This window comes from Cylindrospermum sp. FACHB-282 (assembly GCF_014697195.1).
GTDB lineage: Bacteria > Cyanobacteriota > Cyanobacteriia > Cyanobacteriales > Nostocaceae > Cylindrospermum.
Genome location: NZ_JACJRJ010000064.1, coordinates 19,644 through 31,301 on the forward strand (window position 1 = coordinate 19,644; position 11,658 = coordinate 31,301).

Genomic DNA, 11,658 nt, shown 5'->3' on the forward strand with positions numbered 1-11,658 from the left:
TACATATTAATTATGTACTCAAAACTCGCGGCTTCTAATTGATCAGGATTTCCGGCACTTTTTTATTGGGTATGGGGTAGAGGTGCGGGATTTTTTTTAACGCAGAGGTACGCTGAGGTTTTTGGCGTTTGTTTTATGGTTGATTGGCGGCGGGTAAGCAAGAAACTTACCTACAAAAAAAAGTTAACTCAGAAATTATCTTGCTATAAAAATCTTCATCAGCCCGGAGGAAAGCAGGACGCTGCATGAAGTGGTTAATATATTTTGTGAGGGGGGAGTCATTATCTGAGAGCATCCCCAGTTTTTTGGCTCAGAGCAAAACCCCACCGATAACAATATCAGCAGATGTCAACTCATCCCCTACTAAATATTTCTTGTCAACCAACACCTCTCTTAATGGTTGGGCAACATAGTCACCCCTACTTCTACTTATACTGCAAACTCTTGTCTCAGGGGGGGAATGTGAACAGTTACGTAGGCGCAGCCCAACCTAGGCATCGCAGTTTTGTTTTTTGTGCAGTACGGCATTACGTAATGGCCCTTTCAACAGGTGAGCCAAGTGTAATTCCTTCTTGTATTAAAGCATTAGTAAAAATTTTCCTCAGAAGGCGCTGAATCTGAAGATGTTTTCCTGGCTTGACTTTTGTTAACGTCCGTAGTAGCAAATGAGATTCTCCAAGGCTCTCTACTCCATCTACCTGTGTGGGTTCTAATACATCTGGGTCATTTGCTTTTAACTGTTCTCCTACAGACTCAATTACTTGGTAAACGTGAGCTAAATTAGAATCATAAGGCACGCTAACTTCTACCACTGCATAAATATACTGTTTAGAGTAGTTAGTAATTGAACCAATATCTCCATTACGAATAATTTGCAATTGACCATTGGGGTGTCTGATACGAGTAGTTCTGAGTTCTATTGCCTCTACAATACCCTCTAAAAGCTTATCTTCCGTTTTTCCCGCCTGGATATAGTCACCAACTAAGTAATAATTTTCAAACAAAATAAAAAAGCCGCAAACAATATCGTTGACTAGTGTCTGCGCTCCAAAACCTACAGCAATACCAAGAATTCCTGCACCAGCAAGTATCGGAGCGGGATTAATGTCGAGGGTATAAAGGATGGAGACAATGACACCGAAATAGACTAAATATTGTAAAAAACTACGAATAAGAGGAACGAGAGTCAGACGCCTGCTTGTTTGAATATCACTGAGATTTTGGTATTTGAACAATACCTCTTCAATAAGTAAGTAAACCACCTCAAACAAAACACGACTCATGAATATAATTCCGACTATCTTGACAATTCTAGGGCCGAAATCTGCAATGTAGGCAATGAATTGGACTTGCTGGATCACTAATGTTGCCACAAAGATATAAATCACCAATTCTAGACACCGTTTCAAAAAGGGGATTAGGTGTCGGAGGCGATCATAGAATCTTAGAAGGTTGTCAGGACTGGAATATCTTATACTTAGAATATCTAGGCTATCAATAATGGCAGTAATTGCTTTAGGTACAAGTAACCCAACAGTAATAGGCAGATAGATCCGCAACAGGATGTACAGATAGTCAGATACCACTACTGGTATTTTAAGAAACTTGCTACACCAAATGACAGCCCACAGCCAAATACCAACAGTAAAAATATTGTTGAGGTTGTTAAAGAACGTATCAATACTTTGATCGTCGGCAGTGTTTTGTTCAATGTTCTTGGCACGAGTATTAGCTACCTTGAGCCAATAGCGCACGAATTGAATCGCGATCGCCGCTAAAATCAAAGTACCAATGCTTTTGGCGCTACCAATTCCTAAAGTTACCCAAAATCCTGATGGGATACGCTCAACTAACAAGAGTGTGTATTGTTGAAGATTTTCGCCTCGATAGAGTAAAAAACCATTAGCGCCTACAATCAGAATGCATAAAAGTAAACAAGTAAGTATCAATAACCCCTTAATGTTTCGACGCAGAGTATTGATACTTCTCCCTTCGTTTTTGAATAGGGAGTTTTTAAAAGATAGTTTGAAACCCTTATTTAAAAGCCAGTTCACTAACAAGAAAACACAGATTACAATACCGACTTCAGCCAAGATAATTAATAAATCCATATTTGATAAAAAAAAAATCAAGAAAGTTACTGATTGTTTCTTGCAGAATGAAGATAGATTCTAGTCTATATGTTTCTAAAAAAACACAATAGCGATCGCGAATTGATTGGTCAAGGCTTGGCAAATATCATTGTCCCATTTTTTGGCGGTACCCCAGCAAAAATTGGTTTGTCAAATTGTTTTGAAACAACTACAGATGCAATTTTCTCTCTCACTCCTGAGTTTGAAGCATGTCTCCAACCTGTAGCAGCTAATTCTGATTCAATTTGACGGTGAATGTTTACATCTACTTCATGTATAGTAACTTACCAGTGAGGTTGAGCAAAGAATAACTAGATATAGACTCGGTAACAAATTAATGACCCCGCAAAAACCGCCCTCAAGTTTTTTACACCGGAATTTACATCGCCTTGGTCTTGACATCAAAAATCCCCGTTGGTTAACTCAGGTTCTGGTGATCGCAGTTGCTTACACTACAGTCTCTTGGCTGGTGCTGAAGAAAATACCCATATCACAGTACGGTTCGCCAGTTTGGCCAGCTGCGGGGTTAGCAATTGGGTGGTTGCTAATTTGGGGGCGATCGCACTGGTTAGGTGTTTTTTTGGGGGCATTATGTAGCAACTATATCAACATCAAACCAATCTTCTTGGCTGGTTGTGCTGCTAGTGGCACAACCCTCGGCTCACTGATCACAGTTACACTGATTCTGCGATTCACAGGCACAAACTATCCCCTGCATCAAGTCCGTCATGTGGTAGTTTTCATTATCTGTAGCCTATTTACCGGGACAATCTTACAATCCCTGATTGGTGTCGTCGCAGTTACTTTGGGTGGTTTCAAAGGCTGGAGTGATTTTTGGCCAGTTTTCTGGAATTGGTGGATTGGCGATACAGTCGGCATTTTAGTTTTTGCCCCCCTAGTTTTGGCTTGGGGGAACACCCGACGGGATTCTAAGATCAAATCTTGGCTGCACTGGGAGGTATTAGTTTGCCTAGCCAGCTTAATGATCGTTGTCTTTTTAGCTTTTGGCAACAGCCAACCCGTAGAATACCTGCTGTTACCACCATTACTCTGGGCTGCCTTCCGTTTTGGTGCCAAGATCACCACTGCCATCGTCACACTCATGGCCATGATTGCTGCGGTGACTACTGGCTACAAATTGGGGGTTTTTTACGAGGCAGCAGTGGAAAGCAATTCTCTGTTGTTACTGCAACTGTTCATCGGTGTGATTGCTATGACTACAATGGCTGTGATGGCAATTGTCGCAGAAAACCGCCAGGCAGAACTCAGTTTACAAAAAGCCAATGCCGAGCTAGAACAACGAGTTTTTGACCGCACCAGCGCCCTACAAGAAAGTGAAGCCAAGGCACAGGAACTAGCTACCAAAGCTGAAGCGGCCAATAAAGCCAAAAGCGCCTTTATTGCCAACATGAGTCATGAATTGCGATCGCCCCTCAATGCAGTTCTGGGTTTTTCACAACTGATGTTGCGAGCCAACAACCTCCCCCCTGACCAACACGAAAATGCTGGGATTATTTATCGCAGTGGCGACTATTTACTAACGTTAATTAATAATATTCTTGATTTATCGAAAATTGAAGCAGGCAAAGCTACCCTAAATATACACGATTTTGACCTATATCGCTTGCTCAATGATCTAGAAGATATGCTGCATCTACAGGCAACCAATGCCGGATTAGAACTGATCTTTGAGCGCAGCGAAGGCGTACCGCGTCATATCTGCACTGATGAAGTCAAGCTCCGTCAGGTCTTAATTAATTTACTCACCAATGGGATTAAATTCACCAGTGCGGGAGTAATTGTCTTGAGTGTGGTGCAGGGAAATGAACCAACAACGGATGTTTTAACCCTCTATTTCAGTGTTCGCGATACTGGGGTGGGTATTGCCAGAGCAGAACTGCCGAAACTCTTTGATGCTTTTACCCAAGCACAAGCAGGACGAGAGATGCAAGAAGGAACAGGCTTGGGTTTAGCAATTAGCCGTAAATTTGTCCAACTGATGGGAGGGGAGATTCAGGTAGAAAGTCAACTAGGCAAGGGAACAACTTTCCATTTTTATATTCACGCGAAGCTAGGCAAAGAAACAATTATTAATAATAGTGTAGAAGAGCGGCAGCGAGTGTTGGGGCTTGCTCCCGGTCAGCCTACATACAAAATTCTCGTGGTGGACGACAAGCCCATTAATCGACAACTTTTGTTTAAACTGCTGAGTCCTTTGGGATTTGAGATCAAAGAAGCAAGTAACGGACAAGAAGCGATCGCTATTTGGGATGAATGGGAACCCCACCTGATTTGGATGGATATGCGAATGCCCATCATGGACGGTTATGAAGCTACCAAGCACATCAAGTCCACCACAAAGGGAAATGCCACAGCGGTAATTGCCTTGACAGCCAGCGTCCTAGAAGAAGAAAAAGCCGTAGTGCTCTCCGCCGGTTGTGATGACTTTCTCCGCAAACCCTTTGCTGAACATACCATTTTTGACGCACTTGCTAAACATCTTGGTGTAAGATATACCTTTGCCCAAACGTGTTCCCCTGCCTTGGATGATTCAGCAGAAAGCGCTTTGACATCCCAAAACTTGACCTGTATGTCTGGAGAATGGATTACTCGGCTATACGAAGCTGCTCTTGAGGCTAATACCAACCTCGTGCTGCAACTCGTAGGAGAAATTCCAGAAACAGAAACTCGCCTAGCACAAGCCTTGGCAAAACTTGCTCGTCAATTTGAATTTGAGCAGCTTTTTGAATTAGCCGAACCGTTTATAAGTAATGAATCTTGATTCTCAAAAAGACAATAAAGGTAACATTCTTCTGGTCGATGACATTCCTGAGAATCTGCAACTGTTGAGCGATTTGCTCCTCAAACTCGGCTACACTGTTCGCAGTGTCACCAGTGGACGGATGGCACTGAAAACGGTAAAGGTGAAGCCACCAGATGTCATCCTTTTAGATATCAAAATGCCAGAAATGGATGGTTATCAAGTTTGTGAAGCTCTCAAAGCCGATGAGCATTCACGCAACATCCCCGTAATTTTTATTAGTGCTTTAAACGATGTTTTTGACAAAGTTACCGCTTTTCAGTCAGGTGGTATAGACTACATTACAAAACCCTTTCAGGTCGAAGAAGTAGTAGCGCGTCTAGAAAGTCAGTTAACCATTCAACGCCAGCAAAGCCTTCTGGAACAAGAAATTACTAGGCGCAGAGAAACAGAAGAGGTACTTTATCAGTCTAGAGCATTACTTGCCGGCGTTTTGAATAGTTCCCTCGATGGTATTGCCGCTATGCAAGCTGTCCGCGAAATCACAACGGGAAATATCGAAGATTTTCGTTGCTTAGTCGTTAATCCTGTGATTGCTAGAGCCTTTGAACGTAGCCGGGAAGAAATGATCGGTAAATTGGTGCTGAAAAAATTTCTGCACCGTATTGATCCAGAACTCTTTGATCGTTTCGTAGAGATTGTCGAGATGGGCAAACCTCTAGAACGGGATTTTTATTATCCATCAGAAAAGTCTTATTGGTATCACTTTGTGGCAGTAAAGTTAGGAGATGGCTTTGCTATTACTATCCGTGATATCACTGCACGCAAACAAATTGAACTGGCTCTCCAAGATGCAAATCAGAAACTAGAACAATTGGCAAATCTGGATGGTTTAACTCAGGTGGCTAACCGTCGCTGCTTCGATGGGCGTCTAAAACATGAATGGCAGCGCCTAGCAAGAGAGCAGCAGCCACTTTCACTTATTTTGTTCGATCTTGATGGTTTTAAACGCTATAACGATTGCTACGGTCATTTGGCTGGCGATGATTGCCTCGTCAGGATCGCCCAAGCAGTACAAAAGGCGGTTCGACGCCCTGCTGATCTAGTGGCGCGTTATGGTGGAGAAGAATTTACAGTACTCCTCCCGAATACAGATTTGGAGGGAGCAATTAATGTTGCCCAAAACATTCAACAAGCAATTTACAATCTGGCGATTCCTCATCCAGAGTCTGAGGTCAAGATGATTGTTACAGTCAGTTTAGGAATCGCCTCTCTCGTACCTACTTTGGACGTTCAGCGAGATACACTGGTTGCCTATGCAGACCGAGCGCTATATGATGCAAAACTACAGGGACGCGATCGCTATTTGTTTTGCTCACATAAACAATAAACATCTGGTAGAAAAGAATGTAGAGACGTTTTATGAAACTTCTCTAAAATGGTTCTAGATAATGTATATTTAATCTCTTGAGAGGTCTAATGAATAAAAGTATCAATCTTTCCCAAACTAATCACTGTCTCTGCTGTCAAACTAACTTTAGTCGCCGTCATTTTCTTAAATCTCTCCTCCCAGGAGCAGCAGCTTTGACTATCCTGCAATCAGCACCACCCGCTAAAGCAGAAACTCACCAAGCAAAAGCTTTAGTTCTCAGTTGTATTGATTTTCGGTTTATGACAGCAGAACGCCGTTTTTTAGCCAAGAAACATTTAGGCGAGGAGTATGATTGGACAGCTTTAGCAGGTGCTTCTCTTGCTTTATCAGGATTTCCCCACCCATCTGATGCCGAAGCATTTTGGGATCAGTTAGAAATATCTTATAAACTTCATCATATCAACAAAGTAATTATTCTTGACCATCAAGACTGCGGTGCTTATGCCATGATGATTGATGCTAATTTAAGCAAAAATCCTCAGCAAGAGTTACAAGTGCATTCAGATTATTTGAATCGAGCTTATAGGTCAATTAAACAGCGCTACCCTAACCTGGAAGTTGAGCTTTATCTTGCTCCTCTCAACCAAACAGAATTCCAATCAGTAGCGGTTGTCAGTTGAGTGAGATATGTGGAGTGTGCGATCGCATAAAGCCCACCATGACTTACGTCACCCTGCCCTATCAGAATGAATTCAGAATCTAAAGACGACTGAAAGAAATTTCTAGTCCGTTTTCACCGAATGCGATTTATTAGCCCTGAACTTGAGTTCTGGGCGGGTTATGTCTAGAATGAAACAGCCCTGGGGAAATATGACTGATTGAGAACCTGAAAAACACATCAGTGCTGTGTCCCTACAATTTCTCAACGTTTAGCATCACAGGGCTTAACAATTTAAACCAACACAAAATAACTCTGTAAGATTATATCTATTTGAATAATATAATAAATGAGCCAAAATATCAATCCCTGTAATCACGAATTTTCGTAAAATTATTGAGAATAATATCAACAATCTTGATAATCAACCTATTTTATTGAGAAAAAGCTTGACTTCTAGCAATTTTTCTAAAACTGCCATTTAAAAAAATTATATGTCTCAATACTCATCTTCGGTTAAATGCAGTCAACTCAACCTACAACCAAGCCCCGAAAATAAGCTAAAATTCAAGCATAGTAAGCATTTCCGCTCATGAATACCCATGCTTGAGACCCTGCAAACCCGAATTTACGAACTAGAGCAATTTGCCAACACCCTTGTCTCTAACCAACTGACACACTTGGGCGTGGTGAGTATTGGCGTCATTTTTGCAGCTGGCTTGCTTACCAGCCTCACGCCCTGTATGCTTTCTATGCTGCCAATTACCATCGGCTATATCGGCGGTTATGAAGCGAAAAGCCGCTTGCAAGCAGCTGCCCAGTCAACTTGGTTTGCTTTGGGATTAGCAACTACATTGGCAGGGATGGGAATTATAGCAGGTTTAGTTGGTAAAGTCTACGGTCAAGTGGGAATTGGTTTACCAATTATTGTCAGCATCATCGCCATTCTCATGGGGTTGAACTTACTAGAAGCACTACCTTTGCAATTTCCATCCTTGGGCGAAACCAATTGGATTTCCCCAGATTTACCGACGGGAGTGCGTTCCTACTGCATTGGGCTGACTTTCGGTTTAGTCGCTTCTCCTTGCAGTACCCCTGTTTTAGCCAGCTTACTGGGTTGGATTGCCAATACACAAGATTTAATTTTGGGCGCTGTGCTGCTACTTTCCTACACAGCAGGATATGTTGCACCCTTAATTTTGGCAGGTACTTTTACTGCTTCCATTAAGAAGCTGTTGGAATTGCGCCGCTGGTCTGGTTGGATAAACCCAGTTAGTGGGGCGCTGTTGGTCGGGTTTGGTGTATTTTCCTTAATTTCTCGCATTCCCTTGGGAAGTTTTTAACTAATGACTTTAGAAAATTCAGCATCCAAAGAATTAAGTTGGTGGTTAGTGCCTGGGCGGTTCTTGCGGCGGGAGTTATTGCCTGTACTGACCAATTTAAAATTAGCGATCGCCCTTTTGCTGATTATCGCCCTCTTCAGCATCAGCGGCACCGTCATTGAACAAGGTCAGTCACCGGCATATTATCAGTCCAACTACCCAGAACATCCCGCCCTATTTGGTTTCCTGACGTGGAAGGTGATTCAGGTAGTCGGCTTAGACCATGTATATCGTACCTGGTGGTTTCTTTCCTTACTCATCTTATTTGGCACCAGCCTCACAGCCTGCACTTTTACCCGCCAATTACCAGCCTTAAAAGCTGCCCAACGTTGGAAATATTACGAAGAACCCAGGCAATTTCAAAAATTAGCCTTGAGTGCAGAACTAGATACCGGTTCCCTCAATGCCCTCACCCCAATATTGCAGAAACAGCGTTATAAAATCTTTCAAGAAAAAGATGATATACTTTACGCCCGTAAAGGCTTAGTTGGACGCATCGGCCCGATAATTGTCCATATTGGCATCGTCACGATTTTGCTGGGGGGAATTTTAGGGGCAATGACTGGGTTTGTTGCCCAAGAATTGGTTGCCAGTGGCAATACCTTTCAGGTAAAAAATATCATTGATGCTGGGCCTTGGGCATCTAAAGACGTTCTCAAAGATTGGTCTGTGCGAGTTAATCGGTTTTGGATTGACTACACACCTACCGGGGGAATTGACCAGTTTTATTCAGATATGTCTGTCTTGGATAAAGAGGGAAAAGAAGTTGACCACAAGAAGATTTTCGTCAACGAACCTCTGCGCTATAATGGCGTAACCTTCTATCAAACCGATTGGGGAATTGCTGGCGTTAAAGTCCAATTTAATAAAAGCCCAATTTTTCAGCTACCAATGGCGCAATTGAACACCAACGGCAAAGGGAGAATTTGGGGAACTTGGATTCCCACGAAACCAGATTTAAGCGAAGGTGTTTCCCTGCTGGCAAAAGACTTGCAAGGCATGGTATTGATTTATAATGCTCAAGGCAAGCTGACTAATACTGTACGTGCGGGAATGTCTGCGAAAATCAATGGCGTCAGTTTAACAATTCACGAAGTAGTCGGTAGCACTGGCTTACAAATTAAAGTTGACCCCGGTATACCCTTAGTTTACGGCGGTTTTGCCTTGCTAATGCTGGGTGTGGTGATGAGTTATTTTTCCCATTCCCAAATTTGGGCTTTGCAACTCGGCGATCGCTTGTATATTGGTGGTAAGACCAATCGCGCCCAAGTAGCCTTTGAACGAGAGGTTTTGGAAATTTTAGAGCAGTTGAGTTCACCTGCAAAAGGTCAGGAGAAAGCAATCTCTGCTGAGGTTTAAACGCATTGGGGCGCTAAGGCACTTGCAAATAAAAAAAATCTCCAACTATCCCTTGTCTTGTGGGGTAGGCATCCTGCCTGCCCTAATTGATGGGCGGGCGAGACGCCCACCCCACAAGATTGGGTAATATATTTGCTGGACATGATATTATGGACAAATAACCCATCGCAAATTAGAAAAAAATTTGATCCCGCTTCGCTGGAAAGAAAGGGAAAAGAATAAAAGCGCAGAGCGCAAAAGGGCAAGAGTATAAGGGGCTACTAAGTCTATGCAGCAGGACACGCAACCCGAAAACCGAAGTTGTTGCCCCTGTCGCCCGCATCGTTGCTGAAGCGACAGGCCGAACGGCAATAATCAGGATCGTAGAACCAAGAACCACCGCGCAGCATTCGATTATCATTATCGTTTATCCACACGCTGCCGTCAGTTGGCGCAATTATATAATTTTTGTGCCACCCATCTTGGCACCATTCACATATATTACCATGCATATCGTATAAACCGAAAGCATTGGGCGGAAATTTTCCTACATCTGTTGTTTGCTGAAGATATTCACCCGTTGACCCAGAACCATAAATGAGGTTACCGTTATAATTTGCTAAATCAGTAGAAATAGTTTCACCAAAATAAAACGGGGTAGTAGTTCCCGCCCGACAAGCATATTCCCATTCGGCTTCACTCGGTAAGCGATATATTTTCCCCGTCTTGTGAGACAGTCTGGCGCAAAACTCAATCACATGATTCCAAGATACCTGTTCAACAGGTCGGCTAGCACCTATAAAACGAGATGGGTCTGAATTTAAATCAATTTTCACCTTTGGTAAAGCTGCAACTACTTTCCATTGACTCTGGGTTACAAGATATTTCCCCAGGAAAAAGGGTTGAATGGTGACATGATGTTGTGGACTTTCATTATCTCTTCGTTCTAGCTCATTATCTGGGGAACCCATGAGAAATTGACCCCCAGGAATCGCCACCATATCCAGAATCACACCATTACCCAAGTCTTCTGTGAAAAACTCTGCTCGCTCCCGACGGCGTTTAATTTCCCAGGTTTTTCCTATCCCCAAAAATCCTGTTTTTTTTACTAGGGTAGCGGTGTCAAACTCAAAAGGCTGAGTTTGAATAATTGACGGAGATTGTTTTTGAGAACCAGGTTGAGATAATACCTTTTCTGGTGGTTTTTGTAATAATTCTGGTTCCTGCGGCTGAGGCTTATATTCTAATTGTTTCGGAGCAAGCACTCGTTCTTTAATTGGTGCTACATCTTCATCTCTAAGATTCAGAATTTCCTGTAAGCGTTTTAAACCGTTTTGGTCTTTCTCGCTGAGTGGGTATTGTCGTTGTATTACCTGAGATAAAGCTTGTTCATAACGCTGCAATTTTTCCTGACGCTGACGATATGGTTCAAGAACCTCAAACTCAATTATATCAGCCTCACCAGCCGATAATTTCAAGCTATTCCCCAACTCATTCAGATAAAAGCGGTTGACATCAGAAATGTCCCCTTCATCTTCAAGGGCAATTTTATCAAATTCCTGACGGTACTTTAGTTTAGGGTCATCCTTGGGCGACTTTGCCAGAAAAATCCGATAACCATCCTTAAAAGGATAAAATTCTGGTGTCATTGCTGGCGCTGCTTCTCTCACCTTGCTGCTAGCATACCCATGCAACTCATCCACCGCAATCAAACCATCTCTGTCTTTGTCCGCTGCACCGTTCTCAATTCCCTCAACGAGGTAGTGTGTGTAAACCGAAAGTTCCAACCCTTCCTGCTTAAATGCATATTGTGTAGAAGTAGCAGCGGTGAGAATTGCTCTTCCTTCACCCCCTAAATGTTGTTCCAGGTTGATGGTACCGCTATCTTTAGCCGTCAAACCTTTAGCTTATCCGACAGAAGCCCCACGCCTCACTCTTAGGAGCGTGGGATGAATGGCGCGTGAGTTGACGACAGTTCCCTGACTAATGTGCGTAGCACCAGAGAAGGGAGCATG

8 protein-coding genes and 1 pseudogene are annotated in these 11,658 nt (G+C 42.9%); 6 read left to right on the forward strand and 3 right to left on the reverse strand.

What is annotated here, in order from left to right; translation table 11 throughout:
- Nucleotides 1–310: 310 nt before the first annotated feature.
- On the reverse strand, nt 311–484 hold the full coding sequence (locus H6G32_RS27495) for a glutathione binding-like protein (RefSeq protein ID WP_190462798.1): 174 nt from the start codon (nt 482–484) through the stop codon (nt 311–313).
- A gap of 43 nt (nt 485–527) precedes the next feature.
- Nucleotides 528–2,111: a mechanosensitive ion channel family protein gene (locus H6G32_RS23715; RefSeq protein WP_190462784.1), complete on the reverse strand. Its 1,584-nt coding sequence runs from the start codon at nt 2,109–2,111 to the stop codon at nt 528–530.
- A gap of 78 nt (nt 2,112–2,189) precedes the next feature.
- Here H6G32_RS23715 and H6G32_RS23720 point away from each other — a divergent pair.
- The 6 genes and pseudogenes from H6G32_RS23720 to H6G32_RS23745 all read left to right on the forward strand — a co-directional run.
- Nucleotides 2,190–2,381: pseudogene (locus H6G32_RS23720) on the forward strand (SulP family inorganic anion transporter); the annotation flags it as partial.
- 88 nt (nt 2,382–2,469) lie between these two features.
- Entirely contained in the window at nt 2,470–4,914 is a 2,445-nt protein-coding gene (locus H6G32_RS23725) for an MASE1 domain-containing protein (RefSeq protein ID WP_190462788.1), read from the forward strand.
- Nucleotides 4,904–6,283 carry a diguanylate cyclase domain-containing protein gene (locus tag H6G32_RS23730; RefSeq protein ID WP_190462790.1) on the forward strand — a complete coding sequence of 460 codons (1,380 nt, stop codon included), beginning with the start codon at nt 4,904–4,906 and terminating at the stop codon, nt 6,281–6,283. Before H6G32_RS23725 ends, H6G32_RS23730 begins: the two co-directional genes overlap by 11 nt.
- An 89-nt stretch (nt 6,284–6,372) precedes the next feature.
- Nucleotides 6,373–6,945, forward strand: a complete 573-nt coding sequence (locus H6G32_RS23735; protein ID WP_190462791.1) for a carbonic anhydrase — start codon at nt 6,373–6,375, stop codon at nt 6,943–6,945.
- 580 nt (nt 6,946–7,525) lie between these two features.
- Nucleotides 7,526–8,266, forward strand: a complete 741-nt coding sequence (locus tag H6G32_RS23740) for a cytochrome c biogenesis protein CcdA (protein WP_190462794.1) — start codon at nt 7,526–7,528, stop codon at nt 8,264–8,266.
- Between the two features lie 3 nt (nt 8,267–8,269).
- Nucleotides 8,270–9,664 (forward strand): cytochrome c biogenesis protein, encoded by a 1,395-nt coding sequence (locus H6G32_RS23745; RefSeq protein WP_190462796.1) that lies wholly within the window; start codon nt 8,270–8,272, stop codon nt 9,662–9,664.
- 266 nt (nt 9,665–9,930) lie between these two features.
- On the opposite strand, the gene H6G32_RS23750 is transcribed toward H6G32_RS23745, so the two are convergent.
- A complete protein-coding gene (locus H6G32_RS23750; protein ID WP_242046718.1) occupies nt 9,931–11,541 on the reverse strand; it encodes an SUMF1/EgtB/PvdO family nonheme iron enzyme in 1,611 nt (536 codons plus the stop codon).
- Nucleotides 11,542–11,658 lie beyond the last annotated feature (117 nt).

Excerpts from the sequence above, each read along its gene's own strand:
- H6G32_RS23730 (WP_190462790.1), top strand. The coding sequence starts at position 4,904 with ATGAATCTTGATTCTCAAAAAGACAATAAAGGTAACATTCTTCTGGTC.
- H6G32_RS23745 (WP_190462796.1), top strand. The coding sequence starts at position 8,270 with ATGACTTTAGAAAATTCAGCATCCAAAGAATTAAGTTGGTGGTTAGTG.
- H6G32_RS23715 (WP_190462784.1), bottom strand. The coding sequence starts at position 2,111 with ATGGATTTATTAATTATCTTGGCTGAAGTCGGTATTGTAATCTGTGTT.
- H6G32_RS23735 (WP_190462791.1), top strand. The coding sequence starts at position 6,373 with ATGAATAAAAGTATCAATCTTTCCCAAACTAATCACTGTCTCTGCTGT.
- H6G32_RS23740 (WP_190462794.1), top strand. The coding sequence starts at position 7,526 with ATGCTTGAGACCCTGCAAACCCGAATTTACGAACTAGAGCAATTTGCC.
- H6G32_RS23725 (WP_190462788.1), top strand. The coding sequence starts at position 2,470 with ATGACCCCGCAAAAACCGCCCTCAAGTTTTTTACACCGGAATTTACAT.